The following is a 26,621-nucleotide window of genomic DNA, read 5'->3' as shown; positions in this document are numbered from 1 at the left end:
GGGGCGGAGACGTCACCTGTGCTGCGTATGAAGTTGTGTGGCGCGGCGAGCCCGGGTCAGGACTCCTGCTTCACCGTCTCGGTCGTGTCCTGGGTCGCTCGTCGACCGAAGTTCTGGGTGAGCAGGCCGGTGATGGAGCGCCGACCTTGGGACTTGTTGTAGACGTCGAAGGCGACGGCTGCGAGGAGGACGAGGCCCTTGATGATCTGGGTCATGTCGGCGCCGACTCCGAGCAGCTGGAGCCCGTTGTTGAGCACGGCCATGACGAGGCCACCGATGACGGCCCCCACGACCGTGCCGACACCACCGGTGACGGCGGCACCACCGATGAAGACGGCGGCGATGGCGTCGAGCTCCCAGCCGACACCGTCGAACGGGCCGGAGGCGTTGGAGCGGGCGACGAACATCATGCCGGCCAGCGACGCGAGGATCGCCATGTTCATCATCACGAGGAAGTTGACGCGCTTCGACCGCACACCGGACAGCTCAGCGGCGTGGCGGTTGCCACCGACGGCATAGATGTGGCGGCCGATGATCGTGCGGGTCGAGATGAACCCGTAGAGCAGGACGAGACCACCGAGGATGAGGGCCGAGATCGGCAGGGACGTCCCGCGCCGACCCGACGCCATGAGGAACGCGACCGCGAGGATGGCGACACTGATGAGGGCCAGCCTCATCCACATGACCATGGGGTCGCCGAGCTCGGCACCGATCTTCTTCTGGTTGCGGCGGTTGCGCAGCGTGCCGAACACGATGGCGGCGCAGACGAGGATCCCGATGAGCACGGTGAGGTTGTTGTAGCCGGTGCGGGGTCCCCACTCAGGGAGGTAGCCGGCACCGATCCTCTGGAACTCCTCGCCCACGGGGACGGTGTTGGACTTGCCGACGTACTGGTTGGCGCCGCGGAAGATGAGCATGCCGGCGAGGGTGACGATGAAGGCGGGGATGCCGACGACCGCGACCCAGAAGCCCTGCCAGGCGCCGACGACGGCACCGATGCCCAGGCCGAGGAGGATGCCGAGCCACCACGGGATGCCCCAGTCACGCATCGCGATCGCCACGACGATGCCCGCGAAGGCCGCGATCGACCCGACCGAGAGGTCGATGTGACCGGCGATGATGACGAGCACCATCCCGATCGCCATGACGAGGATGTAGCTGTTGCCCTGGAAGATGTTGATGACGTTGCCGGGGTCGAGCGTCAACCCGTCCGTGAGGAACTGGAAGAGCACGATGAGGAAGACGAGGGCGAAGATCATCCCGAACTGACGGGTGTCTCCCCCGAAGATCTCCTTGAGCTTGTTCATGCTGCGTCCTTCGGGGTGGATTCAGGGGCGGAGCTCGCTGAGCCGGTCTTGGTCATGAGGCGCATGAGGGACTCCTGGTCCGCTGCGGCCTTGTCGAGGACACCGGTGATCCGGCCCTCGCTGATCGTGTAGATGCGGTCGCTGAGCCCGAGCAGCTCGGGCAGCTCGGAGCTGACGACGATGACACCCTTGCCCTCGCTCGCGAGGCGCTGGATGATCCCGTAGATCTCGAACTTCGCACCGACGTCGATGCCGCGCGTGGGCTCGTCGAGGATGAGCAGGTCGGGGTCGGTGAAGAGCCACTTGGCCAGGACGACCTTCTGCTGGTTGCCGCCCGAGAGCTTGGCCACGCCGTAGTCGACCGACGGGGTCTTGGTGCGCAGCGCCTTGCGGTACTCGTCGGCCGCCGTGTGCTCGGCCCTGCGGTCGATGACGAGGTTGTGGGCGATCTTCTGCAGCTTGGCCGACACGGTCGTCGACTTGATGTCGTCGAGAAGGTTGAGGCCCAGGCTCTTGCGGTCCTCGGTGACATAGCCGATCCCGGCGTCGATCGCGGCCGGCACGGTGCGCAGGTCGACCCGCTTGCCGTTGAGCGTCATCTCGCCGCTCTGCCACGTGCCGTAGGAGTGGCCGAAGATCGAGCGCATGAGCTCGGTCCGACCCGAGCCCATGAGCCCGGCGAAGCCGACGATCTCACCGCGGCGGACGAAGAACTCGGACTGCTTGGCGACGAGCCGGTCGGGGACCTGCGGGTGAGCCACGGTCCAGTTCTTGACCTCGAACATCACCTCGCCGATGTCGGGCGTGTGGTCGGGGAAGCGCGACTCCAGCGAACGGCCGACCATGCCGCGGATGATGCGGTCCTCGTCGACGGCGCCCTCGCGCACGTCGAGGGTCTCGACCGTCTGCCCGTCGCGGATGATCGTGATCGCGTCCGCGATCGCCTCGATCTCGTTGAGCTTGTGGCTGATCATGATCGAGGTGATGCCCCGGCCCTGCAGGCCCCTGATGAGGTCGAGCAGGTGACGTGAGTCCTCCTCGTTGAGCGCTGCCGTGGGCTCGTCGAGGATGAGCAGCTGGACGTCCTTGGCCAGGGCCTTGGCGATCTCGACGAGCTGCTGCTTGCCCACGCCGATGTTCTTGATCGGCGTCTCGGGGTCCTCCTCGAGGCCGACCCGCGCCAGCAGGTCGCGAGCGCGGTTGTTGGTCTTCACCCAGTCGATGGCCCCGCGCCTGGTCTCCTCGTTGCCGAGGAAGATGTTCTCGGCGATGGAGAGCTCGGGGATGAGCGCCAGCTCCTGGTGGATGATCACGATGCCGGCGTGCTCGGAGTCGCGGATGTTGTTGAACGTGACGTCGGCACCGTTGAAGCGGATCGTCCCGTCGTAGGTGCCGTGGGGGTGGACGCCGGACAGCACCTTCATCAGGGTCGACTTGCCCGCACCGTTCTCACCGCAGATGGCGTGGACGTCACCGCGGCGCACGGTGAGGGTGACGTCGGAGAGGGCCTTGACACCGGGGAAGGTCTTGGTGATGCCCGTCATCTCCAGGATGGGCGCCGATCCAGCCACATCGTCTCCTCGTCGCGTCACACCCGAGGACCTCGCTGGCCTCAGTGAGCCGATGTTAGACCCGCGACCTGTTGATTCCTCAACGTTGGCGGGAGGACGCGCACCCTTGTCCGGTGGACAAGGACAATCGGACAAAAGCGGGCTCTTCGCCGCCTGACAGCGGGGTCTGCCTCATGACAGGGGACCGGAGAGGGTGACACGCTGCCTCGATCCACAAGCTTCGGATTCGGATCCACGCTCGAGTCGCCCAGTCACAGACCGACGGAGGTCACCTCGGCGAACCCGCTGGGAGGTGTTCTCAGGCGTCGGGCTCGGGGTCGTACCAGCCGTGGTGCTCCTCCGCGAGGGCGGTGAAGCGGTCGCGCAGGCCGCTCTCCACCGGGCCCGCCTGGTCCTCGACCATGTCCTCACGGACGTGCACGCCCCAGTCGTGGTCCTCGGAGTCGTCTTCACCCGCGTGAGCGACCCGCAGGACGCGGACCTCGGAGAAGCCCTCGTCGGCGAGCTCGCTCGCGATCTGCTCGGCGGTGTCGCGTTCGGGGAAGAGGAGGAGATGCTCGGTCACGGCGCCAGTATGCAGCTCACGGCCCTTCCAGCGCTGCAGCCAGCCGTCCGTCGAGCCGGCCGCCAGCGGGAACCACAGCCCGTGGCCGTCGACCGGGAGGGCCTCGGCGCTGTGACCGATCAGGGGCGCCAGAGGACGAGCGCCTGCGACGCCGACCCGCCACCGGGTCTGCGCCGCGGTCGCTCGCCCAGCCGGCTGGCGAAGATCTCGCCGCCCGGGCCGACGGAGAACACCCGTGAGCCGACCGCTGCGAGACGGAGCCGCTCGGCCTCGTCGCTGACCTCGGCGAGGCGCGCGCGCAGCTCGTCGACCTGGTTCTCGAGCTCGAGGATGCGCGCCACCCCGGCGAGGCTGACTCCCTCCTCCTGCGAGAGGCGCTGCACCTCGCGGAGGAGCTCGACGTCGCGCGCGGAGTATCGACGCCCGCCACCTCGGGTCCGTGAGGGGGTAACCAGACCGAGGCGGTCGTACTGACGCAGGGTCTGGGCGTGCATGCCCGCGAGCTCGGCCGCGACGGAGATGACGAAGAGCGGAGCCTCGTCATCTCGCCGCGGCCTGGGCTGGCGGGCAGCCACGGTCAGACCTTCGCCCGGTCGGCGAGCTCGGCTCGGGGGTCGAGACCCTCGCTCTCGGCCTGCAGGACCTCGACGGCCTCACGAGCCTTGTCGGACAGGGCATCCGGGACGATGACCTGCACCTTGGCCAGCAGGTCGCCGGTGGCGTTCTTGCCGGCGACGCCGCGCCCCTTGACGCGCAGGACCCGACCCGACGGAGTGCCGGGGGCGATGCGTACCTTGACCTGGCTGCCGTCGAGGGTCGGAACGGCCACGGTGGCGCCGAGCGCAGCCTCGGCGAAGGTCACCGGCAGGTCGATCGTCAGGTGGTCACCCTCACGCCCGAAGACCGGGTGCTTCTCCACCGAGACGGCCAGCAGCAGGTCGCCCGCCGCAGCACCGGGCTCGCCCGGCTGCCCCTTGCCCCGGAGGCGGATCTTCTGGCCGTCCCTGACGCCGGCCGGGATACGCGCGGTGATCGTGCGCCCCTCAGCCGTCCGCAGCGTCACCGTCGAGCCCTCGACGGCGTCGCGGAACGGCAGGGTCGTGGAGGCCTGGACGTCCGCGCCCTTGCGGGGTCCGCGGGCGGCGCCGTACCCGGCATACCCCGGCTGTCCACCCCGGCCGGGGGCACCCCCGGCAGCCCCACCGAACATCTGGGCCAACAGGTCGTTGATGTCCTCGCCGCCGCCTCCGCCGGGGTAGCCGCCGTAGGACGACCCGCCACCGGTGTCGAATCGGACGCGGGACCCGCCGCCGCCACCGAACGCGCTGAAGACGTCGTCAAAGCCGCCGTTGCCACCGGCGCCGCCGGCGGTGAAACGGGCGCCGCCCTGAGCCATCTGGCGCACCGCGTCGTACTCCTCGCGCTGCTTGGGGTCGGACAGCACGGCGTTGGCCTCGCCGATGTCCTTGAACTTCCGCTCGGCCGCCGCGTCACCGGGGTTCTTGTCCGGGTGATGAGTGCGAGCAAGCTTGCGGTAGGCCTTCTTGATCGCACCTGCATCGGCGTCCTTGGGGACGCCGAGGATCGCGTAGAAGTCCTTCTCGAACCAGTCCTGGCTGGCCATCAGCGCCTCCTTCCGGTCGCTCGAGTCACTCAGGGTCGGCGACGGCCACACGCGCGGGGCGCAGGACCTGGTCGCCGGTGCGATATCCGGGCTGCAGCACCTGGACGACAGTCGTGCTCGTCGCGTCGCTCGGCAGCTCGGGGTTCGTGCTGTCCCACGCGGCGTGCATGAGGGCCTCGTGCCGCGTCGGGTCGAACGCCTCGCCGACGCTGCCGAAGCGGGTCAGGCCGAACTTGCCGAGGCTGGCCTCGAGCTTGTCCGCGATCGCCGCGAACGGACCCTCGGTGAGGTCGCCGTGGTCACGGGCCAGCTGGATGTCGTCGAGCACCGGCAGGACCGTCTCGAGGACGTCGCGCACCGCCCGCTCCTGGACGGCCGCCCGGTCGCGGTCGACGCGACGCTTGTAGTTGACGTACTCCGCGTTGAGCCGCTGGAGGTCGTCGAGCCGCTGGGCCGCGAGCGCCGTGTCCGGGTGCCCACCGCCGACGTGACCAGCGTCGCCGGTGTCGATGGCGTCGATCTGGTCCGCGAGCGAGGCGGTGGCCCCGGGCGCTGCCGGGGCCCCCTCCTCGCCGTCGTTCACGGACTCGGTGTTGATCGCGTCGGCGTCCGACGTGTCGGACGTCTGCTCGGCGGCATCGTCTCCGTCCACGATCTCGGCATCCACGATCTCGCCGTCGAAGACCTCGTCCTCACCCGGCATACGAGCGTCTGTCACTTCTTGTCCTCGGTGTCGTCGTCCTCGACGACCTCTGCGTCGACGACGTCGTCGTCGGACCCAGTGCCATCGGAGGCCGGGGCACCCTCGGAGCCGTCGCCGGCCGGCGCGTCACCGGACTCGCCCTGCTCGGCCGCCGCGGCATACATCGCGGCGCCCATCTTCTGGGACTCCTCGTTGAGGGTGTCGATCTTGGACTGGATGTCCTCGCGCGACGTCTGCGCCTCGGGCTTGAGAGCGTCCTTGAGGGCGACGAGCGCCTCGTCGACGGGCCCCCGCGCTTCGTCGCTGAGCTTGTCGCCGGACTCGGCGAGGAACTTCTCGGTCGAGAAGACGAGCGACTCGGCCTGGTTGCGGGTCTCGGTCTCCTCGCGGCGGGCCTTGTCCTCCTCGGCGTGGGCCTCGGCGTCCTTGACCATGCGCTCGATCTCCTCCTTGGACAGCGCACTGCCGCCCGAGATGGTGATCTTCTGCTCCTTGCCGGTGCCGCGGTCCTTGGCCGTCACGTGGACGATGCCGTTGGCGTCGATGTCGAAGGTGACCTCGACCTGCGGCACGCCACGGGGGGCGGGCGCGATGCCGGAGAGCTCGAAGGTGCCGAGCGCCTTGTTCTGCTGGGCGATCTCGCGCTCACCCTGGAAGACCTGGATGAGGACGCTCGGCTGGTTGTCCTCGGCCGTCGAGAAGACCTCGGAGCGCTTGGTCGGGATGGCCGTGTTGCGCTCGATGAGCTTGGTGAAGAGCCCACCCTTGGTCTCGATGCCGAGCGAGAGCGGAGTGACGTCGATGAGGAGGACGTCCTTGCGCTCGCCCTTGAGGACACCAGCCTGGAGGGCGGCGCCGAGCGCCACGACCTCGTCGGGGTTGACGCCCTTGTTGGGCTCCTTGCCACCGGTCAGCTCCTTGACGAGCGAGCTCACGGAGGGCATGCGGGTCGAGCCACCGACGAGGACCACGTGGTCGATGTCGGCGACGTTGATGCCGGCGTCCTTGATGACGTTCTGGAACGGCTGCTTGGTGCGGTCGAGCAGGTCCTTGGTCATCTGCTCGAACTGGGCGCGGGTCAGCGTCTCATCGAGGTGGATGGGGCCGTTCTCGCTCATCGAGAGGTACTGCATCGAGATGTTGGTCGAGCTGGCCGAGGAGAGCTCCTTCTTGGCCTGCTCGGCGGCGTCGCGCAGCCGCTGCATCGCGATCTTGTCCTTCGCGAGGTCGACGCCGGTGTTGTTCTTGACCGTGGTGAGGAGGTGCTGGACGACGCGGTCGTCCCAGTCGTCACCACCGAGCTGGTTGTCACCGCTCGTCGCACGGACCTGGATGGTGGCGAAGCCGTCCTCCGGGTCCTTGCCGACCTCGAGGAGGGACACGTCGAAGGTGCCACCACCAAGGTCGAAGACGAGGATGAGCTCGTCCTCCTTGCCCTTGTCGAGGCCGTAGGCGAGGGCCGCGGCAGTGGGCTCGTTGACGATGCGCAGGACGTTGAGGCCCGCGATCTCACCGGCCTCCTTGGTGGCCTGGCGCTCGGCGTCGTCGAAGTAGGCGGGGACGGTGATGACGGCGTCGGTGACCGGCTCACCCAGGTAGGACTCGGCGTCGCGCTTGAGCTTCTGGAGCGTGCGGGCGCTGATCTCCTGCGAGTTGTACTTCTTGCCGTCGATGTCCTCGCTGCGCCAGTCGGTGCCGATGTGGCGCTTGACGGAGCGGAGGGTGCGGTCGGCGTTGGTCACGGCCTGGCGCTTCGCGATCTCGCCGACGAGGACCTCACCGCCCTTGGTGAAGGCGACGACCGACGGCGTGGTGCGACCCCCCTCGGAGTTCGCGATGATCGTGGGCTCGCCACCCTCGAGGACGGCGACGGCTGAGTTCGTGGTTCCGAGGTCGATACCGACTGCACGGGCCATGGTGGGATCTCCTTGTGTTGCTGGGTTGAGTTGCCTGCACTCAAGTTAGGAGCCGGTATGCCGCTTGGCAAATTCGCGCTTCCAAACTTGCGTTCACTCGACTCAACTCTCAACGGCGGGCGGGTGTTCCCGGACCCTGGCTGCGCGTGGGCGGCCGCGGCTGACAGGGTGGCCCCATGTCTTACGACCCCGGCCCTCGGTTCCTCGGCTCGCTCGTCCTCGTCACCGGGGCCGCCCACGGCATCGGGCGCGCCTGCGTCGAGTGGTTCGCCGCAGAGGGTGCCCGTGTCGTCGTCGCCGACCTCGACATCGAGACGGCCCGCGAGGTCGTCGAAGCGCTCGGCGGCTCCGGTCAGGAGCACCTGGCCGTCGAGGTGGACGTCACCGAGGACGGCTCGGTCCGAGCCTGCGTCGAGGCCGCGTCGGACCATCTCGGCGGCATCGACGTCCTCGTCAACGTGGCCGGCGGTGGGATCCCGAACAAGGACTTCGAGAGCACGGGCGACGACATGTGGGCCCGGGCAATGGAGCTCAACCTCATGGGCACCGTGAGGTCCATCCGCGCGTCCCTCCCCCACCTGCGGCGCAGCACGCGACACCCCGCGATCGTGTCGGTGAGCTCGGTCAACGCCCTGGTGGCGCTCGGGGGTGAGCCCTACTCCGCTGCGAAGCTCGGGCTCGTCTCGCTCACCCGCGGGCTCGCCGTCGAGCTCGGGCCGGCCGGCATACGCGTCAACGCGGTCGCACCGGGCACCATCCGCAGCCGCGTGTGGGACAACCAGGAGGGCGGCGCCGACCGCATGCTGCCGCTCTACCCGCTGGGCCGGGTGGGTGAGCCCGACGACATCGCTGGCGCGGTCACCTTCCTCGCCTCCCGGGACGCGAGCTGGATCACCGGCCACACCCTTCCGGTGGACGGCGGACTGCTCACCGGGCACCGCCAGGTGTGATCCGCCCGGCCTGACGGCGGCATGCGTTTCCGACGGCATACCTGTGTGCAGTCGTCCCGCGTGTCCCTAGAATCCGTGCCATGGGGGAGAACACCACCGCGAGTCGCGGGGTCCTGGGCCGGGCGCGCGGCTTCGTCGCGGGCCGTCCCGCGACCCAGAAGGTCGGGGGCGGCGTGGCTGCCGCACTGCTCGCGAGCGCGCCGTTCGGTGGGCTGGCCAGCACCCCCGAACCCGGACCCGAGCCCCTGCGACTCGACCAGCCGATCATGGTCGGCCCCTACAAGGTGGTCATCGACCAGGTCGTCGAGATCCCCGACCTCGCACCGGCGGTCAAGCCCGAGCCACCCGAGCGGCTCCTCCTGCTCGACGCCGAGGTCACCCTCACGGGCGACCGACCGGAGTATGCCGTGACGCTCACCCAGAACCTGCACGTCGCCGGGGGTGACGTGGAGGTGTCCACGCAGCCGGAGCTCTACTTCGTCGAGGACGGAACGCAGCCGCGGAGCTTCAACCCCGGCATCACCTACCGTCTGGCGATCACCTGGACCACGTCGGGCGGGTGGCAGGGCGACACGGCTGAGGTGAGTGCGGACCTCGTGGAGTTCCGCGAGGAGGACAGAGCGACCCTCAACCCGAATGCCTGGGTCGGACGTGACGAGATCCTCTGGCAGGGCACCCTCCCGGTGGTGAGGAGATCATGAGGCGCAGCATCGGGACAGGCGCGTTCGTCATCGCCGCCATGGCCCTGGGTCGCCTCATCACCGACCACGTGCCGCTCGACGAGGCCGCCGACAAGCCGTTCGTCCGCACCGGCGCCGTGGGCAGGGGCGTGGCCCTCGAGTACGCCGACGTGACCGTCACCGGGTTCCACGTCACTCCGACGATCATGGGCGACCCCGCCTCGGCCGCGGGCGGGCGCTGGCTCGTCATCGACACCGAGCTCGTCGCGCGCGACAAGCCGCTGACGATGGCGGGTTTCTTCCTCGTCGACGGGCAGGACCGGCGCTACGTCGCGTCCAACCGTGGTAGCGAGTGCGCGACGAGCGCCAACCTGTCCACGGGTGTGCGCACCTACGCCAGCATCTGCTTCGACATCCCCGAGCGCGCCCTCGAGGGTGCGCGCCTCTTCGCCACGCGTGGCCAGTGGGACAGCCACGAGTCCGAGTTCCGGCGCGACGACCTCGCCGACATCGACCTCGGCATCACGGCGTCCGAGGTCGACACGCTGTGGGCCCAGAAGGACGCGGTCAACGTCAAGGCGGTCAGCGTGATGCCACCGTCGAAGGACCGCCGATGAGCACCGCCACAACGCCTGACGTGGAGGAGCCGGACCCGGCACCGTCCGTCACTGCCCCTCGCGGTCCGAGCCGCTGGTGGATCGCCGCGGTCCCGGTCGCCATCGTGGTCATGCTTGCCGCGAACGGCTACCGCGTCCCGGTGTTCTGGTACCAGTCGGGGCTGCACCATGAGATCGCGAGCGCCGACTCCGGCACGTGGGCCCGGGTCACGGAGAAGTACGCCGACGGCCAGGGCGACACCACCCGGCGCTACTCGGTGAGGTTCGCGGGGCTGGGAGGTGCGGACCCGGCATACGAGGACCGCTCCGGGGACGACATCACCCTCCCGGACGGGATGGTCGCCCGGACGGTCACCCTCGACTTCGAGGCCGAGCCCGACCAGGTCCTCAAGAACTGCGCCGTCACGCTGATCGACGACCGCGGACGCGAGTACAGGGTGGGCGGTGCGTCCGACGCCATCGGACCCGGCACCACCGCCTGCGTCCCCGAGGACACCCCCGGCCCGAGCCTTCCCGTGCTCAGGAACGAACCCCGCGGAGCCATCCCGGAGGACGAGGAGCCGCGGCCACGGACGTGGTCGACGGCGACGAGGATCCCGGTCCCGGAGGATGCCACCTTCGTCGAGCTGCGGATCTCGTTCGAGAACCCGGACTACGTCACGCTCCGGCTTCCGCGCTGACCTGACGCGCGGCGCCCGGCGCCGGGTCGCCCGCCGGGGCAGCCGCGAGCTTCGGGGCGAGCAGCCAGTCGATGGCCGCGGCCAGCAGGGCGGCAGCCAGGACCATGGTGACCGCGAGACCGACCGACTTCTCCATCGGCGAGATCGCCAGCCAGTTGTCCGTCTGCTGCGGGCCGATGGCGAGCCGCAGCAGCTGACCCACGGCCCACGGGATGCGGATGACGAGGAGGAAGGCCAGGCAGAAGGTGAGCATCGGCAGCAGGCCGGCGGTCGCCATCATCCGCAGGCCGTTCCAGAAGGCCGAGAAGCGCTCGCGCAGGTCGCCGACGAGCCCGCTCCCGACGCGGCGGACCGGGGCGGGGATGCGCTCCCAGCGCTCGCGGTGCGGCAGCCGGGGCTCGGGCGCCTCGGGGGGCTCGAGCTTGTGGCCCAGGACGACGGCGCCGACGGTGAGCCAGGCGAGCGGCACGATGACGACGGCGTCGACGGCACCCAGCAGGCCGAAGAGCCAGGCCGTCGCCGTGTCGACCGGGTTCGCGAGCGGCCCGAGCGTCGAGACCACCTGGTCGTACTGCTCCAGCACGAGCTGGGAGGCTCGCCGGTCCTGGACCCACGCGAGCCCGGCCTCGCGCATCTCGGTGACCTTCTGCGCGACCTGGGACGTGTAGTAGACCTCCACCAGCGCCCCGAGGAACGCCAGACCGAGGAAGCGGGTGGCACTCTCGATCTTGCCGAGCGCGAAGCGCAGCACCCACGCGATGGCCACGATGGCGACGACGACCTGCCAGTCATAGATCGCCAGGCGGCTGGCGAAGTCGACGTCGGGCGGACCGTCGAGGCTGAACTGGTTGAACTCGTCGAAGGCCGCCTCGTTGGTGAACCGGTAGAGGTCCTCCTGCAGCAGCCCGTAGGACACGTAGACCGCGAGGAAGGGCACCAGCACACTGACCGCGACGTCGACGAGCCGCAGCTCGCGCTTCTCGGTGGTCGCCTGGCGGGCCTCGCGCTGCGACAGCTCGGCCACGTTGGGCAGGGCGCCACGGGTGAGGTAGAGCATGGCGATCATCGCGAGCAGGAAGCCGAGCGGTGCGATGACGAGGATGAGCTGGGCGAGGAACGCGTTGTGGTCGCTGACCTCGACGGCGACCCAGAGCGCCCCGCTGCGGACCGCGAGCCCCAGACAGGCGATGACGACGAACGGCGCCCAGTAGCGGCGCAGGATCCGTGCCGCCGACACGAGCACGGCCGGGATGTCCCTGACCCGCATCTCGTCGTTCATCGCGCACCCCCGACCGTCGCCCCCAGGGGCACTCCCAACCTGACGACCGGAGCATATCCACTCGAGGCTGCCGCAGGAGCCGGGCGGACGACACCGGGTCCGGGTGGGATCGCGGCGTGTCCGCCCCGGGCTGACCCTAGCCGCGGGCCATCAGTCCGGCGATGGCCGAGTGCCCTGCCAGCTGGCCACCCGCCGCCGCCATGACGACCGACGCCATCGGCATCGGGAAGGCGGCGAGGTGGGCGAGGTCACCGCCAGCAGTCACACCGGGCACGCTCGTGCGGCCGAACTCGTCGATCCTGACGGCGCCCGAGGGGTTGAGCTCGAGGCCGAGCTGCTCCGCGAACGGCGCGGACTGGTGCAGGGTCGGCACGACGAACAGCACGGCCACGTCCTGCGTCGAGCCGTCGTCCAGGCTCACTCGCAGTGCTTCTCCGACCCGCTCGATGCCCGTCATCCGCGCCTCGATGACCGGCGCATCCGTGGTCACCCCCTCGGGCAGCTCCTGGCCCTCGGCGAAGACCACGAACTGGCCCGCGACGGGGCCCATGAGTGCCGTGTAGTGACCGGCAGCAGCCGCACCGATGATGCCGATGCGCTGGCCCCGGAACTCGAACGCGTGGCAGAACGGGCACTGCGCCGCCAGGTCGCCCCAGATCTCCTGTAGGCCGGGGATGGGCGGAAGCTCGTCGCGGACCCCGGTGGCGAGCACGACGGCATACGCAGAGAGCACCTCACCACTGGTGAGGGTGAGCCGGAAGGCGTCAACGTCCCGCTCGATCGTCTCGACGCGCTCCTCGCGCACGGAAACCGTGTCGTATGCCGTGAGCTCACGCCGCGCGGTCGCGCGGAAGTCGGCGGGCGGGGTGCCGTCGTGGGTGAGCACGTTGTGCATGTGGCTCACCGTGGCGTTGCGGTAGGTGCCGTCGTCGAACACGGTCGCCTGGCGGCGGACCCGCCCCGCAGTGAGTGCTGCCTGGAGCCCGGCTGGGCCCCCGCCGATGATCGCGATGTCGGTGTGTTGGAGGTTCATGACTCGATCGTGAACCTTCAGGTTGACCTGAAGGCAAGTGGAACCTGCCCACCCGTGCAATCGTTGACTCCTGAAGATCCCGACTCAAGGAGCGAAAAAACCATGGCCGGTCTCAAGAAGCTCGGTGCTCTCGCCGCAGCGGCGAAGGCTGCACAACGCTATGTGCGAGAGAACCCCGACAAGGCGGACCAGTACATCGGCAAGGCGGCGGAGTTCGCCGACAAGCGCACCAAGGGCAAGTACTCGCGCCAGATCAGCGGGGCCTCGTCCAAGGCCCGCAGCGCGGCCCTCGGCAAGAACCGGGCGGTCGGCGGCGATGCCGCTCCGACCCCCACGAACCCGGTGAACCCCGAGCCCGGCAACCCCGGCTCGCCCGATCCGCAGGGCCGCACGCAGCCCGGAGGCTGGTGACCCCGGCCTAGGGTGGCGCTGCCGCCGGACCACCCCGACCGGTCGTGCGGGGCTGCTCGTAGCCGCCCACGGGCGGGACCATCTCGGCGCGGACGCCCAGCAGCCGGATCGGCCGCTGGTCATCGAGCCCGCGCAGGAGATCGACCGCCGTCGCCGCGATGAGGCCCGGGTCGAACGTCGGCTCAGGCAGCTTGCGGATCCGGGTCGTCGTGAAGAACGGCGCGAACCGGACCTTGAGGTGGACCCGCACGCAGGCGCGCTCCTCGCGTCGGATGTCGCCGACGACCTGCTCGGACAGGGACAGGATCGCCGCCTCGATCTCGGCGGGCTCGGTGAGGTTGGTCTGGTAGGTCGTCTCGCGGCCGTGCGCCCTCGCGACCCACGGGGTGTCGTCGATGACGTTCGGGCCGAGGCCGCGGCCGAGCCGGCGGTAGTGCGGCCCCATGCGTGGTCCGAACTCCGCGGTGAGGACCTCGTCGTCGGCGTCGGCGAGCTGCTGGACCGTCGCGTAGCCGTGCGACGTCAACCGTGTCGCGATGCGGTTGCCGACACCCCAGAGCGCCGTCGTCGGCCGCTCGCCCATGACCTCGAACCAGTTGTCCGCGGTGAGGACGAAGGTGCCCTGAGGTTTGCCGAAGTCCGTGGCGATCTTGGCGCGCACGGTGGTGTCGCCGACGCCGACCGAGCAGTGCAGCAGGGATGCCTCGAGCACCTCGGCCCGGATCGCGTCCGCGTGGGCGACGGCGTGGGCCAGCGCCTGCGCCGGGTCGTCCCCGACCGTCTCGATCCCGACGAACGCCTCGTCCCACCCGAGCACCTGGACGACCGCACCCTCGTGCGCCCGCAGCGTCTCCATGACCACGGCCGAGGCGGCGTCGTAGGCGGGGCCGTCGACCGGGAGGAACACGGCATCGGGGATCTTGCGCACGGCCGTCCTGAGCGGCATACCCGATCGGACGCCGAAGGCGCGGGCCTCGTAGGACGCCGTCGAGACCACTGCCCGCTCGGTCGGGTCGCCGCGACCACCGACGACGACGGGCAGACCGGCGAGCTCGGGGCGGCGCAGGATCTCGACCGCCGCGATGAACTGGTCGAGGTCGACGTGGAGCACCCATCGGGCCATGGCCCCAGTCTGCCGTCCCTCTCCGACACAGGCAGGGCACAAAGGCAGACGGCCCAACGTTGAGGTTCACGTGAAGGATGCCCCGGACGACAACTGGACCATCAGCGACCTGGCCCGCCGCTTCGACCTGCCGACCCACGTCCTGCGTCACTGGGAGTCGATCGGGCTGCTCGAGCCACGGCGCGACGTGTCGGGCTATCGCCGCTACGGCCAGGACGACCTCGTGCGCATCGCGATCATCCAGCGCAACAAGCTCGCCGGCATGTCGCTCGAGCAGATCCGGGTGCTCCTCGACGCCGAGGCCAAGGACCGGCACGAGGTGCTGGAGGGTCACCTGCGCGACCTCGACGAGCGCCTGCTGGCCCTTGAGCGATCCCGCGAGATGACGGAGCACGCCCTGCGCTGCCGCGCCCACGACATCACGTCGTGCCCCCGTTTCGTCGCGGCCGTCCAGGACGTCATCGACGGGCGCGCCCACTTCGAGGTCACGACGGCCTGACCGCTGCCCAACCGCCACGGAGATGGGATTGGATGGGTCCATGCGTGACGTCATCGTCGTCGGAGGCGGGATCGTCGGTCTCGCGACGGCATACGAGGTCCTGCGCAGGCGACCGGGCGCGGACGTCCTGGTCGTCGAGAAGGAGACCGAGGTCGCCCGACACCAGAGCGGCCACAACAGCGGCGTCATCCATGCCGGCGTCTACTACGCCCCCGGCAGCCTCAAGGCGCGCTTCTGTCGTGAGGGCGCGGCCCGGACCCGGGACTACTGCACCGAGAAGCAGATCCCGTTCGCCGACACCGGGAAGCTCGTCGTGGCGACGACACCCACGGAGGTCCAGCGACTGCAGGACCTGACCGAGCGGGCCCGCGCCAACGGGCTCACCGTCACCCCGCTGACCGCCGTCGCCCTGCGTGAGCGCGAGCCCCACATCACCGGGCTGGCCGCCCTGCACGTGCCCGCCAGCGGGATCACGGACTACGCCGCCGTCTGCCGTGCGCTCGCCTCCGACATCTCGGCCGCCGGTGGTGTCGTGCGCACCTCCACCGCAGTCACCGCGATCACCGAGTCGGTCACGTCGGTGGCGCTAAGCCTCGACGAGGACGGCTGGCACAGCGTCGAGTCCGCGCGCCAGGTCATCGTCTGTGGTGGGCTCCAGGCCGACCGCCTCGCGGCGATGTCGGGCCTCAACCGCGGCGCCGAGAGCTTCGAGATCGTGCCGTTCCGCGGGGAGTACCACCGCCTGCCCGCGTCCCGGAACCACCTCATCGACTCGCTCATCTATCCCGTCCCCGACCCGGACCTGCCCTTCCTCGGCGTCCACCTCACGCGCACCATCGACGGCGGCGTGACGGTCGGCCCCAACGCCGTGCTCGGGTTCAGCCGCGAGGGCTACCGCAAGGGGTCGCTGAGCCCCCGCGACACGGCGGCGTTCGTCCGCTTCCCCGGCATGTGGCAGGTCGCCCGGACGCACTGGCGGACAGGGCTCGCCGAGCAGCGCGCCTCGTGGCGGCGCCGGGGCTACCTCGAGCTCGTCCGCCGCTACTGCCCCGAGCTCACGGTCGAGGACCTGCTCCCGGAGCCGGCCGGCATACGCGCCCAGGCGGTGCTGCGTGACGGGACGCTCGTCCACGACTTCCTCGTCCGAGCGACGGAACGCACCGTGCACGTGTGCAACGCGCCCTCCCCCGCAGCGACGTCGGCCTTCCCCATCGCCGACCACGTCGTCGACCTCGCGACGTCCGCCGGGCTCGCCGGGTGACCAGCCAGGAGCTCCTCGACCTCGCTGCCCGCGTCGGACCGGTCATGGTCTTCCTCGTCGCCATGACCGTCGTCGCCGAGGTGGCCGAGATCGCCGGGGTCTTCGACGTCGCGGCGCACTGGACCGCACACGCCGGGCGACACCGGACCTGGCTGCTCTGGCTGCTCGTCGTGGGGCTGGCTGTCGCCTGCACCATCGTCCTCAGCATCGACACGACTGCGGTGCTGCTGACCCCGGTGGTCATCGCCATGGCTCGCCAGCTGGGGGTCGCGGCGATGCCCTTCGCCCTGACGACCGTCTGGCTCGCCAACACCGCATCCCTTCTCCTCCCCGTGTCGAACCTGTCCAACCTCATTGCGCTGCACCGGTTCACCCAGCTCGGCCTGGGCACGCACGAGTACGTCGCCCTGGCCTGGCGACCCGCCCTCGCGGCGATCGTCGCCACGGTCGTCGTCCTCTTCGTGCTCCACCGTCGAGATCTGCTCACCCGCTACACCCTCGACCCCCCGCCCGACCCGCACGACCGTGTCCTGCTCTGGGTCGCCGCCGTCGTCTGCGTCGCGCTCTGTCCGGCCTTCGTCAGCGGCGTCACCCCCGCGATCCCCGCCGTCATCGCCGCGGTCGTGCTTGTCGTCACGCTGGCCTGGCGCTGGCGTCCGAGGCTGCGCACGGTCCAGGTGCCCTGGCTCATGGTGCTCGCCGTTTGCGCCCTCTTCGTCGCCGTCGACGTCGCGATGCGACACGGCCTCGAACCCCTCCTCGCCGGCCTCGTCGGCACCGGCGACGAGGGCGGCCTCTGGCGGGTGGGCGCCGTGGGGGCGGTGAGCGCCAACGTCGTCAACAACCTGCCCGCCTACCTCGCGCTCGAGCCGGTCGCGGACGACTCGCCGGTGCGGCTCATGGCCCTCCTCATCGGCGTCAACGCCGGCTCGATCGTCACCGTCTGGGGGTCGCTCGCGACCTTGCTGTGGCGAGACCGGTGCCGTCGCGCCGGAGTGACGATCGACGCGTGGCCGTATGCCGTCCGCAGCCTGCTGTGCGCAGCCGCGGCCGTGTCGGCCGCGCTGCTGGCGCTCAGCCCGGGGTGAGCCGGCTCAGTAGATCCAGACCTTGCGGCCGACGACCGGCCAGCCCTCGGCATACAGCTTGTCCATGGCCGAGGTGCTCACCCGCAGGCAGCCGTGTGAGGCGGGGTACGCCGGGATGGACGTCGACCCGTGGATGGCCCAGCCGTTCTTGAAGTACGCCGGCCGCCACATGGCGCCGAGCGAGCCGTACTGCCAGCCGGAGGTGAAGCGCCAGTAGACCGAGAACTGACCCCTCGGCGTGTAGGCGGTGCGCCACATCCCGCGCGAGTAGTAGCGCTCCCCGCTCCCGGTGCTCGTGTTGAGCGTGTAGCGCAGTCGCCCGCCCTGGACGAGCATGAGCGTGTTCTCGGCGAGGTCGCACTCGATCGTCGTCCCGGACGTGGTGCGCGGGTTGGCCCGCACGCCACGGTCGAGCAGCCCCCAGGTCGTCGGGCCGACGACGCCGTCGCGAGACACATGACCGACCTTCTGCAGCGCCCACACCGCCTGCTGGGTCAGGTGACCGAAGGTCCCATCGGCCCTCCCACACCAGTAGGTCAGCAGGTTGAGCCGGTTCTGCAGTGCCACGACGTGAGCGCCGGTGGACCCGCGCCGGAGCGTCGGCCGCGTCGCTGCACCGGCTGGCGCTGCGCCCATCACGGCCAAGCCGAGGAGCCCGGCCCCCGCTGCCGTCGTGAGGGTCACGCGTCGCGTGACCGGGTTTGCGTTGTCGTCCATCACGAAGCACCCCTGCTTTCGTCGGCCCCGGTTGGGCCTGTTACGGATCAGACGCGGGACTCCCGTGAAAGGTTGCGTCGTCACCGAGGAGGAGTCGTCACCTCCCGCTCAGATACACCCGCGGGTATGCCGCGCGGCTCGCTGCGTGGACCAGGCAGAGGTCAGGCGACCCGGGTCGCCCGGCGCAACCACGCCGCGACCTCACCAGCGAAGGCGCCGGGATGCCTGGCCCACACGAAGTGGTCGAAGGCCGGCCCGTCCTCACCGTCGGGGCGGGTCACGAACCGGTGCTCGACGCGAGAGCCCGTGAGCTTGTCGGCGAGGTTGTCGACGGAAGCCTGCGGTGCGAGCGGGTCGTTGTCGAGGGTGATCGCGAGCACGGGCAGCTCGATCCTCGCGAAGTCCGGCTCCGCGACGTCGTCGCCGCGCTCGACGACCAGGCCACCTCGTCTCGCGAAGCGCGCCCACTCACGCATGAGCTGCCGCGGCTGCCGCCCACCGAACCCCATCCGGTCGCCGGGCCAGTGGCCGCGCAGGGCCGCGACGGCGCCGATGAACTGCGTCTGGGCGAGGAGCGTGCGGCGCCTGTCGTAGCCACGCCAGTAGGGCGAGCCCGAACCGATGAGCACCAGAGCCTGCACCGGGGAGTCGTGCGAGGCGAGGTGCACCATCGCGACCTGACCGCCGAAGGAGTGACCGAGCAGGACGAGCGACCGGCCGGCGTGCCGCTCCCGAGCCACAGCGACAGTGGCGGCAACGACGTGGTCGGACAGTGCGGCATACCCGAAGTCGTTGCGCCGGCTCGCGAGCGGTCGGCTCGTGCCCTGTCCCGGGAAGTCGGTCGCGAGGACGGCCACCCCCTCGACGGCGAGTGCTGCGGCGAAGGGTCCGTAGTAGCCGGTTGCGACGCCCAGCGCCGGCAGCAGGATGACGACGGGATCGTCGGCGCCTCCGCCATCCGCACCGACGACCGAGGTGCGTCCACCTCCGGGCAGCTCCAGGTCGGTGACGTGATCCACGCGAGAACCGTATGCCGTGCGCGCTGCGCTGTCCGGTGAGGTCGTCGGGTCAGAAGGCGGTCGCGCTCCGGGTGACCAGGTGTGAGAGCACGATGTTGGTCTCGGTCTTGCGAACGCTGGGAATGGCGCGCAGTGCCTGGACAGCGGCCTCGAGGCGGTCGGTGTCGGCGGCCACGAGCCGGACGATCGTGTCCGCGTCGCCGGTGACCGTGACGGCCTCGACGATCTCCGCGATGGGGCCGAGGGCTCGGCGCAGGCGGTCCACCCCCAGGACGCCGTCCGTGTGCAGCTCGACGAGCGCCTCGATCGGGCGACCCAGCCGCTTCTGGTCGATGAGGACCGTGAACCCGGTGATCACCCCGGCCCTGCGCAACCTGTCGACACGGCGCTTCACGGCCGCCGTCGACAGACCCACCTCGAGCCCGATGGAGGCGAAGCTGCGTCGTCCGTCGGCTGAGAGCGAGCCGAGGATGAGGTCGTCGGTCTTGTCGGAGCGGAGATCCGGAGCCACGCAATGATCGTCCACCACGTCGCACGACGGCGCAACAATATGCGTTGCGTCGCAACGTTCCGGGCGCGACGTTGCGTGTGGATGCGCCCTAGCGTGAAGTCATGACCTCCCTTGGAACTGCCGAGGTCCAGCCCCTCGACCTCAGTGACGTCGAACGCCGAGCGCTGGACACGATCGACCCCGACGAGATCCGGTCCGAGCTGGTGACGCTGATCGGCATCCCCAGTGTCGGAGGCTCGGACGCGGAGTGCGAGATCCAGCACGTCCTCGCCCGCCGCCTCGACGAGTGCGGGCTCGAGGTCGACCTCTGGCAGGCCGACCTCGACAGCCTCCGGTCGGACCGGGCCTTCCCGGGCGAGGAGGTCGAGCGATCCGAGGCGTGGGGACTCGTCGCCACCAGCGGCCCGGGGGTGCCGGCGCTCGTCCTGCAGGGCCACGTCGACGTCGTCCCTCCGGGAGATCTCGACCGGTGGCGGGGCGACCCCTACGTCGCGCGCGTCGCCGACACCCGGGTGCAGGGCCGCGGTGCGTGCGACATGAAGGCCGGGCTGGTGGCCAACCTGGCGGCGGTCCGAGCGGTGCAGCGGGTCGGGCTGCCCTCGGCCCGACCGATCGGGCTTCACTTCGCGATCGGCGAGGAGGACGGCGGGCTCGGTGCGTTCGCGACCCTGCGTCGGGGGCACGTCGCCGACGCATGCATCATCACCGAACCCACGTCGGGTGGCATCGTGACCGCGGCCGGCGGCGCTCTGACGTTCGAGATCCGGGTCGGTGGGGTCGCGAGCCACGGCAGCACGGCATACGCCGGACGCAGTGCCCTCCACCACTTCGTTCCCCTCCTCACGGCGCTCGGAGACCTCGAGCGCCGGCGCAACGAGAGCGTCGACCCGTTGATGGCCGGGCTCCCTGTGGCCTACCCCATCTCGGTCGGGCGGGTGCGGTGCGGCGACTGGGCCAGCTCCGTGCCCGACCTGCTCGTGGCCGAAGGGCGCCTGGGCGTCGCACTGGACGAGGACCCCGCTCAAGCGAGAGCAGCGCTGGAGGAGGCGATACGGGTCACCGCCCGGGGCAACACCTGGCTGCGTCACCACCCACCCACGGTGAGCTGGACGGGTGGGCAGTACGCCAGCGGACGTCTCGTCGACGGCGCCTCACTGCTCGGCCTCCTCGGGAGCTCCCTGGACGCGGTCGGTGCCACCACGCCACGCCAGCCGCGAGGCGTCCCCTATGGCAGCGACCTCCGGCTGTACTCCGGCGAAGGTGTCCCCACCCTGCACTACGGGCCGGGCGACGCCCAGGTGGCGCACTCCCCGCGTGAAGAGGTCGACCTGCGCGAGGTGGTGCAGGTCGCGCAGACCCTCACCGTCGCGCTGCTGCGGGCCGCCGGAGGTGTGGACGGCCCGGTTGCCTCTTGACGGCCTTCTGGTGCTGGGAGAACCTTTCGGGGTGCGGGCAACGCAGCTCGTCGCGGGAGAGAGAGTGGTGCAGCGCATGACGTCGACAGCGCCGGGCAAGCACGCACCTGCATCGGCCGAGGATCTCGAGCAGCTGTCGCGTGAAGGGATCGTCGCGCGACGAGGCGCCTTCGACGTCGCGTGGGTGGACCGCCTCCACAGTGACGTGCTTGCTGCGTTCGAGGAGGCCCGTCACCGCGAGGGTGGTGCCATCGGACGGGGACCGCAACGGTGGTACGTCGAGGTCCACCCCGAGCAGCTCGACGGTTTCGTCGACCTGGTCACGCACCCGTGGGTGACGGGGATCTGCGAGTCCGTCCTTGGGCCGGACTACGAGATCGTCGAGATCGGGTTCGACATCCCGTTCCCCGGGTCCGCCGACCAGCCGTGGCACCGCGACTTCCCGTCACCGCCCGAGACGCACGAGCAGCGTCGCCTGACCTCGCTGGCGTTCAACATCAGCACCGTCGACACCACGGCGGACATGGGCCCGTTCCAGATCGCGCCCGGCACCCAGTACGAAGCCGGCCTGGACTGGCCGCACCAGATGTTCCCGCCCCGGTCCGAGTGGCCGCGCTACCAGGAGCTGTCGCAGCTGCGCATGCCTCAGCGAGGCGACATCTCGGCGCGCTCGGCACTGACGCTGCACCGAGGAACGGCCAACCACAGCGAGCTCGCCAGGCCCGTGGTCGTGCTTGGCGTCGATGCGCCCGGCGCGGGGCACGCCGAGCTGCACGACCTCATGGTCACGCAACCCTTCTGGGACAGCTGCCCCGAGGAGGCGCGCCGACACCTGGACGCGCGCGTCGTGGAGACGTTGGAGCCGATCGTCCAGAAGCACGACATCGAAGGTCTCGTCATGGGCGTGACGGACGGCTGACCGGGCGAAAGGCTCCTCAGATCGCGAAGTCCGTGCCATCGGGGCGCTGCGGCTCGCTCTCGGAGCCAGCAGCGTCCTCCACCTGGTCCATTGCGTATGCCGCGTCGCGACTGCCGATCTTGCGCGCGGCGGTGAGGTGGCCCCCGAGGTAGCCCGAGGCGCCGGCGACCGCTGCTCCGGCCAGCGCCGTGGCGACGCCGAGGCCGTGGCGGCGCCGCCCGCGTGCCACCCAGGAGGTGAGGTAGAGAGTGGTCGCCACGACATTGAGTGCGCCATGGAGCGCGCCGACGCGCTGCGCCTCGCGTCCGGTGCGTGACCACTCCGCCAGGCCGGTGATCGCGGTGGGCCCGACGGCAGCCAGACCGACACCGACCAGTCGCCGGCTCGCTCCACGGTCCTGCGGGCGGCCTGCCAGGTCGAGGATCGAGGCCGCCGTCCAGCACCCGAGCGGCACGTCGGTCAGCAGCGGATGCAGGGCGTGGCCGATGACTCCGGAGCGGAGCAGCTCGCTGCCCGACCAACGGTCCAGGGGCTTGGCGGCCACGGCATAGACGGCGCGCAGGCGGTCGAGGGCCGGGTTCTGCTCGAGGCGCTGGGTGGCGGCGACGAGGGCAGGAGTGGTCGGGAGCGCGCCCCCTGTGGTCACGGCGTCGGAAACTGGCTCCATGACGTCAGGACAGCACGGCGTCGACGGTCTTCTTGAGCGCGCTCGGCTGCTCCGGGCGACGAGGCGCCCCTTCCTTCGCCTCGGCGAGCTCGGCCCCGATCTCGCGCAGCTGGGTGCGGGACAGACCCTCGCGGACCTTGGGGAACCAGTCCTGCTCCTCTTCCTCGATGTGGTGCGTGACGTTCTCGATGAGCACCGTCGTCTTCGCCTCGAAGCGCTCGTCCTCGGGGGTCATCGTGGTGAGCTCCATGACGAGCACGTCGGCGACGTGGTGCTCCTCGTAGGACTCGAGCACGTCGTCCTCCAGCTCGGGCAGGAGCTCGCGCACCCTCGGGTACATCACTTCGTTCTCGATGTAGGTGTGCACCGTGAGCAGCTCGATGATCTGCTCCACGAGCTTGCCCTTGCGGGCGTCGGTCGTCGTGGACTTCTGGAACTCGCGGAACAGCGCCCGGACCTCCTTGTGGTCTGCCTTCAACATGACAATCGCGTCCTGCGACATGGGTCTCCTCGAAGCACTTGTGGTCGGGCTCAGTTGAGCCGATCATCACGCATGGCGTACCCCGTGGTCGAGCCACCGAAACGCGTGTGACTGAAGGCGTCAGGAAGGGAAGTCCGGCCCGGCATCCAGACGAAGCTGGAGCAGGACGTCCAGAGCCACCGATTCACCGTCCCGGCCACCCGCCCCGACCTGGAGCGGGGCATCGCTGGGCTCGACGTGGACGCCGGCCAGCCGTCCGCGCAGGCTGGGCGCCACGACGAGGACGTACCAGCGGCCGTCCGTGCCGACGGCAGCCCGGCGGTCCCGTCGGACGTACCAGCCGACGACGTCGGTGCGGAGGGTCCCACCACCGCTGTAGGGGACTGCCCGCAGCCGGGAGGGTTCGACGCCGGCCGACCGCATCGCCTCGGCGAAGGCCGCCACCATCGGCGCCGTCCGTCGAGCCTCGGCCTCCGCCGCCCGCGCTGCGGCCGCGTAGTGGTACTCAGCGTTCTCCCGCGCCTCACGACGACGGGCGGCGACCGGGTCTGGCGGCTCACTCTCCGGGCTCATCGCCCGATTCTCTCAGCGAGTGGGCCAGCTGCCGGCAAGAGTGTCGGCAGGGAGCGGGCGAAGCGGTCGATCGCAGGTCAGTAGGCGTAATCTCCGTGCATGTTGCTGACCTTCGGCTTGGCGGCGTGGTCGACGGGGTCAGGCACCTGGATCGTTCCCACCTGCTCACCCGGACGAGCGACCACGAACTGCCCCATCAGGCCCTGATCCTCGTGCCGCAACAGGTGGCAGTGGAACATGTAGGGGCTCTCGGCATCGGCGAAGTCGGTGAAGCGCATCCGCAGCTCGACGCTCTCGTTCGGCGCGATGAGGATGGTGTCCTTCCACCCGGCAAGGACCGCGGGAGGTGGGCCGCCGGCATACCGGATCACCTGGAACTGGAGGTCATGGATGTGGAAGTTGTGCACCTGACCGTCGGAGTTGGTGACGTCCCAGGCCTCGGTGGTGTCCAGGCGGGAGACGACGTCGACGCGCTCCAGGTCCATCTTGCCGAAGTTCGTGTTGCTCCCGCCGAGGCTGATCTGGCGCGTGGCTCCGACCGTGTCGTCGGCGAGGTCGGGAGCGGGGGCGAGGGTTGCCGGGAGGGCAGGGCTGGGGCGCAGGGTGCTGGCACCTCGCAGCTCGAGGATGTCGAGCCGATCCTTGTCGCCGGTGAAGCGGTTGCTCTCGATGAAGGGTGGGGTGCTGCGCAGGACCGTCCGGTCGCCGGGCCGCACATCGACCACGATCTCAGCACGTTCTCCCGGCGAGAGGAGCAGTTCCCTCGCCTCCACGGGGGCCGGGAGGAGGCCACCGTCTGTGGCCACGACGGCATACGCACGGTTGTCGTCGAAGTGGAAGCGGTAGACGCGCGCGTTCGACCCGTTGAGGACGCGCAGGCGCACCCGCTCGGTCGTGACGTCGAGGAACGGGCCCGGGGTGCCGTTGACGAGGACCGTGTCGCCGAGGATGCCAGCTGACTGGAAGAGACCGTGCGTGTCGTCGAGCTTGCTGCCGTCAAAAGCCTTGTCCTGCACCAAAACCGGGATGTCGTCGACTCCGTAAACCTTGGGGAGGGCGATCTCTCGCTCGTCGTCGACGATGAACATCCCTGCCAGGCCTCGGTAGACGTGCTTGGCGGTCTCGCCGTGCGGGTGCGGGTGGTACCAGAGGGTCGCGGCGGGCTGGTCGACCTGCCAGTGGGGCGACCACCGCGCGCCGGGCGCGATCGGCTGGTGCGGGCCGCCGTCCATCGCCGCTGGGAGGTGCATGCCGTGCCAGTGCACGGTCGAGGTCTCGTCGAGCCGGTTGGCGACGTTGACCCTCACCTGCTCGCCCCGGGTCGCGCGCAGCGTCGGCCCGAGGAACGAGCCGTTGAAACCCCACGTCGGGGTGGGCGCGCCGCGCCCCAGGTCGCTCTCCCCCGCCTGCATCGAGAGGTCGAAGGTGCGCACGCCCTGAGCGTCGACGGTGGACGCAGCGAGAGGCGGGATCGCGAGCGGACGGTCGAAGTCGACCTCGCCGATGGTGTCGACGCTCGCCTGTGCGAACGACCAGGCGACGTATGCCGCGAAGCTCCCGACGGCGAGGACGACGACGGTGACGACGGCGGCGAAGAGCTTGAGGGCGGTGCGCATGCCTCCACCGTCGCGGCTGCTTCGGGCCACGGACAGGGCTTTCAGGGTGCCCTCAGGGACGCGGTCGGGGGCTGCTCAGGGCCAACCCCCACTGCCTGCCGACCCCCAGCGCAGGGTTCAGCGTGCGGGCGATGCAGCGGCCTCGATGGCCTCGCGCGGCAGGGTCTCGCGGGCTCGCGCCCACGGGATCGTCGCCAGCAGACTCAGCACTCCGGTCACGCCGAAGGCCAGCGCGAAGCTGCCGGAGTCCACCAGTGCCCCGGCGAGGATCGGACCGATGATCGCGCCCGCATCGGCGGACATCTGGAACGCCGCGAGCGCCGGCCCACCGTTGCGGTCACGACCGACGACGTCGGCCATGCTCGCCTGCTGCGCCGGGTTGAGCGCACCCGAGCCGAGGCCGGCGATGATGGAGAAGGCGACGAGGACGGGGAAGGTCGTGGCGAAGCCCGTCGCGATGGTCGCGACCCCCGCCACGGCGAGACCGCCGATGATGAACGGGCGTCGACCGATGGTGTCGCTGAGCCGCCCGGCGACGTTCATGCCCACCGCATTGCCACCTGCATAGATCGCGAGGACGGCACCAGCGAGCCAGGGCTCCTTGCCGATGTTGGCGGCGACGAAGAGCGGGATGATCGCGTTGCGCACCCCGAAGTTGGCCCAGCCGTTGGCGAACCCGGACACGAGGCCGGCGCGATAGGCGCTGTCCTGCCAGCCCTCTCGCGCCGTCATGACGGCAAGCACAGGCGCATCGGGAGCGGGACGCAGCGCGTGCCCACTGATGAAGATCGCGACGAGAGCCGCAGCGACGACGAGCGCGGCGGCATACGCCAGGAAGGGCACCCGCAGACCGAACCCACCGAGAGCGCCACCGACGGCAGGGCCACCGATACCACCGATGAGAAACGCCGAGCCGTAGGCCGACGAGACGCGACCACGGATGGCGGGCGGTGCGAGGCGGACGATCAGGGCGGTCGCCGAGATGGTGAACATCACCGAGCCGATGCCACCGAGGCCGCGGAAGACGAGGAGCTGCCAGTAGCTCTGCGCGAACGCCGTGGCCGCCGTGGACGCGGCGACGATGAGCAGGCCGGCAAGATAGATCGGCCGCTCGCCGAGGCGGACGATCAGGCTTCCACCGGCAGGGGCGAAGACCAGCCGGAAGAACGCGAAGACGCTGACCACCACGGCGCTGGCCGTGGCCCCGACACCGAAGCTCTGCGCGAACTGCGGCAGGACCGGCGTGATGAGTCCGAAGCCGAGGGCGATGACGAACGCAGAGGCGACGAGCACCCAGATCTCGCGCGGGATGCGGGCACGCTCGACCGGCGCGGGAGTAGGGGTGGTCATGAGGGTGTCAAGTATGCCGCCCGCCCCCGACATTCCCTCTCGCCCA

28 protein-coding genes are annotated in these 26,621 nt (G+C 70.2%); 10 read left to right on the top strand and 18 right to left on the bottom strand.

Features of this window, described 5'->3' with window-relative positions:
- Positions 1 to 56: 56 nt before the first annotated feature.
- From mmsB to dnaK, 7 genes are all read right to left on the bottom strand, one after another.
- The gene (gene mmsB, locus ACFQW8_RS09725) at positions 57 to 1,307 is read right to left on the bottom strand and encodes a multiple monosaccharide ABC transporter permease (protein ID WP_380086903.1); all 1,251 of its coding nucleotides are present in this window, start codon (positions 1,305 to 1,307) and stop codon (positions 57 to 59) included.
- The gene (gene mmsA, locus ACFQW8_RS09720) at positions 1,304 to 2,851 is read right to left on the bottom strand and encodes a multiple monosaccharide ABC transporter ATP-binding protein (protein WP_380088641.1); all 1,548 of its coding nucleotides are present in this window, start codon (positions 2,849 to 2,851) and stop codon (positions 1,304 to 1,306) included. Before mmsA ends, mmsB begins: the two co-directional genes overlap by 4 nt.
- Positions 2,852 to 3,176: 325 nt before the next feature.
- Positions 3,177 to 3,443, bottom strand: a complete 267-nt coding sequence (locus tag ACFQW8_RS09715) for a ribonuclease E inhibitor RraB (protein WP_380086901.1) — start codon at positions 3,441 to 3,443, stop codon at positions 3,177 to 3,179.
- A gap of 119 nt (positions 3,444 to 3,562) precedes the next feature.
- Complete coding sequence (locus ACFQW8_RS09710; RefSeq protein ID WP_380086898.1) at positions 3,563 to 4,018, bottom strand: heat shock protein transcriptional repressor HspR; 456 nt, start codon at positions 4,016 to 4,018, stop codon at positions 3,563 to 3,565.
- 2 nt (positions 4,019 to 4,020) lie between these two features.
- On the bottom strand, positions 4,021 to 5,067 hold the full coding sequence (locus ACFQW8_RS09705; RefSeq protein WP_380086896.1) for a DnaJ C-terminal domain-containing protein: 1,047 nt from the start codon (positions 5,065 to 5,067) through the stop codon (positions 4,021 to 4,023).
- Between the two features lie 25 nt (positions 5,068 to 5,092).
- Positions 5,093 to 5,785, bottom strand: a complete 693-nt coding sequence (gene grpE / locus ACFQW8_RS09700) for a nucleotide exchange factor GrpE (protein WP_380086893.1) — start codon at positions 5,783 to 5,785, stop codon at positions 5,093 to 5,095.
- Positions 5,782 to 7,686, bottom strand: coding sequence for a molecular chaperone DnaK (gene dnaK / locus ACFQW8_RS09695; RefSeq protein ID WP_380086892.1), 1,905 nt, complete (start codon positions 7,684 to 7,686; stop codon positions 5,782 to 5,784). The genes grpE and dnaK overlap by 4 nt, the downstream gene beginning before the upstream one ends.
- Positions 7,687 to 7,862: 176 nt before the next feature.
- On the opposite strand from dnaK, the gene ACFQW8_RS09690 reads away from it, so the two are divergent.
- From ACFQW8_RS09690 to ACFQW8_RS09675, 4 genes are all read left to right on the top strand, one after another.
- The gene (locus ACFQW8_RS09690; RefSeq protein ID WP_380086890.1) at positions 7,863 to 8,636 is read left to right on the top strand and encodes an SDR family NAD(P)-dependent oxidoreductase; all 774 of its coding nucleotides are present in this window, start codon (positions 7,863 to 7,865) and stop codon (positions 8,634 to 8,636) included.
- 80 nt (positions 8,637 to 8,716) lie between these two features.
- On the top strand, positions 8,717 to 9,337 hold the full coding sequence (locus ACFQW8_RS09685) for a hypothetical protein (protein WP_380086887.1): 621 nt from the start codon (positions 8,717 to 8,719) through the stop codon (positions 9,335 to 9,337).
- A complete protein-coding gene (locus ACFQW8_RS09680) occupies positions 9,334 to 9,933 on the top strand; it encodes a hypothetical protein (protein WP_380086885.1) in 600 nt (199 codons plus the stop codon). The genes ACFQW8_RS09685 and ACFQW8_RS09680 overlap by 4 nt, the downstream gene beginning before the upstream one ends.
- On the top strand, positions 9,930 to 10,613 hold the full coding sequence (locus ACFQW8_RS09675; RefSeq protein ID WP_380086883.1) for a hypothetical protein: 684 nt from the start codon (positions 9,930 to 9,932) through the stop codon (positions 10,611 to 10,613). Before ACFQW8_RS09680 ends, ACFQW8_RS09675 begins: the two co-directional genes overlap by 4 nt.
- Here the strand turns inward: ACFQW8_RS09675 and ACFQW8_RS09670 are convergent.
- Together ACFQW8_RS09670 and ACFQW8_RS09665 are read right to left on the bottom strand one after the other, a co-directional pair.
- On the bottom strand, positions 10,591 to 11,892 hold the full coding sequence (locus tag ACFQW8_RS09670; RefSeq protein ID WP_380086881.1) for a hypothetical protein: 1,302 nt from the start codon (positions 11,890 to 11,892) through the stop codon (positions 10,591 to 10,593). The two genes, ACFQW8_RS09675 and ACFQW8_RS09670, sit on opposite strands and share 23 nt — an antisense overlap.
- Before the next feature lie 136 nt (positions 11,893 to 12,028).
- A complete protein-coding gene (locus ACFQW8_RS09665; RefSeq protein WP_380086879.1) occupies positions 12,029 to 12,925 on the bottom strand; it encodes an NAD(P)/FAD-dependent oxidoreductase in 897 nt (298 codons plus the stop codon).
- A gap of 102 nt (positions 12,926 to 13,027) precedes the next feature.
- On the opposite strand from ACFQW8_RS09665, the gene ACFQW8_RS09660 reads away from it, so the two are divergent.
- Positions 13,028 to 13,336 (top strand): antitoxin, encoded by a 309-nt coding sequence (locus ACFQW8_RS09660; RefSeq protein ID WP_380086877.1) that lies wholly within the window; start codon positions 13,028 to 13,030, stop codon positions 13,334 to 13,336.
- 7 nt (positions 13,337 to 13,343) lie between these two features.
- On the opposite strand, the gene ACFQW8_RS09655 is transcribed toward ACFQW8_RS09660, so the two are convergent.
- Positions 13,344 to 14,459: a DNA polymerase IV gene (locus ACFQW8_RS09655; protein ID WP_380086875.1), complete on the bottom strand. Its 1,116-nt coding sequence runs from the start codon at positions 14,457 to 14,459 to the stop codon at positions 13,344 to 13,346.
- Positions 14,460 to 14,529: 70 nt separating this feature from the next.
- On the opposite strand from ACFQW8_RS09655, the gene ACFQW8_RS09650 reads away from it, so the two are divergent.
- From ACFQW8_RS09650 to ACFQW8_RS09640, 3 genes are read left to right on the top strand one after another with little or no spacing between them, the layout of a single operon-like run.
- Positions 14,530 to 14,958, top strand: coding sequence for a MerR family transcriptional regulator (locus tag ACFQW8_RS09650; protein WP_380086874.1), 429 nt, complete (start codon positions 14,530 to 14,532; stop codon positions 14,956 to 14,958).
- A 40-nt stretch (positions 14,959 to 14,998) separates the two neighbouring features.
- Positions 14,999 to 16,219 carry an L-2-hydroxyglutarate oxidase gene (lhgO, locus tag ACFQW8_RS09645; RefSeq protein ID WP_380086872.1) on the top strand — a complete coding sequence of 407 codons (1,221 nt, stop codon included), beginning with the start codon at positions 14,999 to 15,001 and terminating at the stop codon, positions 16,217 to 16,219.
- Positions 16,216 to 17,307, top strand: coding sequence for an SLC13 family permease (locus ACFQW8_RS09640; RefSeq protein ID WP_380086871.1), 1,092 nt, complete (start codon positions 16,216 to 16,218; stop codon positions 17,305 to 17,307). The genes lhgO and ACFQW8_RS09640 overlap by 4 nt, the downstream gene beginning before the upstream one ends.
- 6 nt (positions 17,308 to 17,313) lie before the next feature.
- On the opposite strand, the gene ACFQW8_RS09635 is transcribed toward ACFQW8_RS09640, so the two are convergent.
- The 3 genes from ACFQW8_RS09635 to ACFQW8_RS09625 form a co-directional block, all read right to left on the bottom strand.
- Positions 17,314 to 18,024 (bottom strand): L,D-transpeptidase family protein, encoded by a 711-nt coding sequence (locus tag ACFQW8_RS09635; RefSeq protein WP_380086869.1) that lies wholly within the window; start codon positions 18,022 to 18,024, stop codon positions 17,314 to 17,316.
- 161 nt (positions 18,025 to 18,185) lie between these two features.
- On the bottom strand, positions 18,186 to 19,043 hold the full coding sequence (locus ACFQW8_RS09630) for an alpha/beta hydrolase family protein (protein ID WP_380086868.1): 858 nt from the start codon (positions 19,041 to 19,043) through the stop codon (positions 18,186 to 18,188).
- Positions 19,044 to 19,092: 49 nt separating this feature from the next.
- Positions 19,093 to 19,554 carry an Lrp/AsnC family transcriptional regulator gene (locus ACFQW8_RS09625; RefSeq protein ID WP_380086867.1) on the bottom strand — a complete coding sequence of 154 codons (462 nt, stop codon included), beginning with the start codon at positions 19,552 to 19,554 and terminating at the stop codon, positions 19,093 to 19,095.
- Positions 19,555 to 19,655: 101 nt separating this feature from the next.
- On the opposite strand from ACFQW8_RS09625, the gene ACFQW8_RS09620 reads away from it, so the two are divergent.
- Both ACFQW8_RS09620 and ACFQW8_RS09615 read left to right on the top strand, forming a co-directional pair.
- Positions 19,656 to 20,969 carry an ArgE/DapE family deacylase gene (locus ACFQW8_RS09620; protein WP_380086865.1) on the top strand — a complete coding sequence of 438 codons (1,314 nt, stop codon included), beginning with the start codon at positions 19,656 to 19,658 and terminating at the stop codon, positions 20,967 to 20,969.
- Positions 20,970 to 21,045: 76 nt separating this feature from the next.
- Positions 21,046 to 21,888 (top strand): phytanoyl-CoA dioxygenase family protein, encoded by an 843-nt coding sequence (locus ACFQW8_RS09615; RefSeq protein WP_380086864.1) that lies wholly within the window; start codon positions 21,046 to 21,048, stop codon positions 21,886 to 21,888.
- A gap of 16 nt (positions 21,889 to 21,904) precedes the next feature.
- Here ACFQW8_RS09615 and ACFQW8_RS09610 read toward each other — a convergent pair whose 3' ends face one another.
- From ACFQW8_RS09610 to ACFQW8_RS09590, 5 genes are all read right to left on the bottom strand, one after another.
- The gene (locus ACFQW8_RS09610; RefSeq protein WP_380086862.1) at positions 21,905 to 22,555 is read right to left on the bottom strand and encodes a DUF2231 domain-containing protein; all 651 of its coding nucleotides are present in this window, start codon (positions 22,553 to 22,555) and stop codon (positions 21,905 to 21,907) included.
- A 4-nt stretch (positions 22,556 to 22,559) separates the two neighbouring features.
- Complete coding sequence (locus ACFQW8_RS09605; protein WP_380086860.1) at positions 22,560 to 23,036, bottom strand: hemerythrin domain-containing protein; 477 nt, start codon at positions 23,034 to 23,036, stop codon at positions 22,560 to 22,562.
- A 120-nt stretch (positions 23,037 to 23,156) separates the two neighbouring features.
- Positions 23,157 to 23,609: a hypothetical protein gene (locus ACFQW8_RS09600; RefSeq protein ID WP_380086858.1), complete on the bottom strand. Its 453-nt coding sequence runs from the start codon at positions 23,607 to 23,609 to the stop codon at positions 23,157 to 23,159.
- A 77-nt stretch (positions 23,610 to 23,686) separates the two neighbouring features.
- The gene (locus ACFQW8_RS09595; RefSeq protein WP_380086856.1) at positions 23,687 to 25,225 is read right to left on the bottom strand and encodes a multicopper oxidase family protein; all 1,539 of its coding nucleotides are present in this window, start codon (positions 25,223 to 25,225) and stop codon (positions 23,687 to 23,689) included.
- Positions 25,226 to 25,342: 117 nt separating this feature from the next.
- Complete coding sequence (locus tag ACFQW8_RS09590; RefSeq protein WP_380086854.1) at positions 25,343 to 26,575, bottom strand: MFS transporter; 1,233 nt, start codon at positions 26,573 to 26,575, stop codon at positions 25,343 to 25,345.
- Positions 26,576 to 26,621: the final 46 nt, after the last annotated feature.

Origin of the sequence: Knoellia altitudinis, assembly GCF_042666355.1 — a bacterium.
Taxonomy (GTDB): domain Bacteria; phylum Actinomycetota; class Actinomycetes; order Actinomycetales; family Dermatophilaceae; genus Knoellia; species Knoellia altitudinis.
The sequence above is the reverse complement of the archived record's forward strand: the minus strand, read 5'-3'. Positions and strand labels throughout refer to the sequence as shown.

What these genes read in the sequence shown, in the direction of transcription:
- mmsB (WP_380086903.1), bottom strand. Translation starts at nt 1,307, where the DNA reads ATGAACAAGCTCAAGGAGATCTTCGGGGGAGACACCCGTCAGTTCGGG.
- mmsA (WP_380088641.1), bottom strand. Translation starts at nt 2,851, where the DNA reads ATGACGGGCATCACCAAGACCTTCCCCGGTGTCAAGGCCCTCTCCGAC.
- ACFQW8_RS09705 (WP_380086896.1), bottom strand. Translation starts at nt 5,067, where the DNA reads ATGGCCAGCCAGGACTGGTTCGAGAAGGACTTCTACGCGATCCTCGGC.
- dnaK (WP_380086892.1), bottom strand. Translation starts at nt 7,686, where the DNA reads ATGGCCCGTGCAGTCGGTATCGACCTCGGAACCACGAACTCAGCCGTC.
- ACFQW8_RS09690 (WP_380086890.1), top strand. Translation starts at nt 7,863, where the DNA reads ATGTCTTACGACCCCGGCCCTCGGTTCCTCGGCTCGCTCGTCCTCGTC.
- ACFQW8_RS09685 (WP_380086887.1), top strand. Translation starts at nt 8,717, where the DNA reads ATGGGGGAGAACACCACCGCGAGTCGCGGGGTCCTGGGCCGGGCGCGC.
- ACFQW8_RS09680 (WP_380086885.1), top strand. Translation starts at nt 9,334, where the DNA reads ATGAGGCGCAGCATCGGGACAGGCGCGTTCGTCATCGCCGCCATGGCC.
- ACFQW8_RS09675 (WP_380086883.1), top strand. Translation starts at nt 9,930, where the DNA reads ATGAGCACCGCCACAACGCCTGACGTGGAGGAGCCGGACCCGGCACCG.
- ACFQW8_RS09670 (WP_380086881.1), bottom strand. Translation starts at nt 11,892, where the DNA reads ATGAACGACGAGATGCGGGTCAGGGACATCCCGGCCGTGCTCGTGTCG.
- ACFQW8_RS09665 (WP_380086879.1), bottom strand. Translation starts at nt 12,925, where the DNA reads ATGAACCTCCAACACACCGACATCGCGATCATCGGCGGGGGCCCAGCC.
- ACFQW8_RS09660 (WP_380086877.1), top strand. Translation starts at nt 13,028, where the DNA reads ATGGCCGGTCTCAAGAAGCTCGGTGCTCTCGCCGCAGCGGCGAAGGCT.
- ACFQW8_RS09655 (WP_380086875.1), bottom strand. Translation starts at nt 14,459, where the DNA reads ATGGCCCGATGGGTGCTCCACGTCGACCTCGACCAGTTCATCGCGGCG.
- lhgO (WP_380086872.1), top strand. Translation starts at nt 14,999, where the DNA reads ATGCGTGACGTCATCGTCGTCGGAGGCGGGATCGTCGGTCTCGCGACG.
- ACFQW8_RS09635 (WP_380086869.1), bottom strand. Translation starts at nt 18,024, where the DNA reads ATGGACGACAACGCAAACCCGGTCACGCGACGCGTGACCCTCACGACG.
- ACFQW8_RS09620 (WP_380086865.1), top strand. Translation starts at nt 19,656, where the DNA reads ATGACCTCCCTTGGAACTGCCGAGGTCCAGCCCCTCGACCTCAGTGAC.
- ACFQW8_RS09615 (WP_380086864.1), top strand. Translation starts at nt 21,046, where the DNA reads ATGACGTCGACAGCGCCGGGCAAGCACGCACCTGCATCGGCCGAGGAT.
- ACFQW8_RS09610 (WP_380086862.1), bottom strand. Translation starts at nt 22,555, where the DNA reads ATGGAGCCAGTTTCCGACGCCGTGACCACAGGGGGCGCGCTCCCGACC.
- ACFQW8_RS09605 (WP_380086860.1), bottom strand. Translation starts at nt 23,036, where the DNA reads ATGTTGAAGGCAGACCACAAGGAGGTCCGGGCGCTGTTCCGCGAGTTC.
- ACFQW8_RS09600 (WP_380086858.1), bottom strand. Translation starts at nt 23,609, where the DNA reads ATGAGCCCGGAGAGTGAGCCGCCAGACCCGGTCGCCGCCCGTCGTCGT.
- ACFQW8_RS09595 (WP_380086856.1), bottom strand. Translation starts at nt 25,225, where the DNA reads ATGCGCACCGCCCTCAAGCTCTTCGCCGCCGTCGTCACCGTCGTCGTC.
- ACFQW8_RS09590 (WP_380086854.1), bottom strand. Translation starts at nt 26,575, where the DNA reads ATGACCACCCCTACTCCCGCGCCGGTCGAGCGTGCCCGCATCCCGCGC.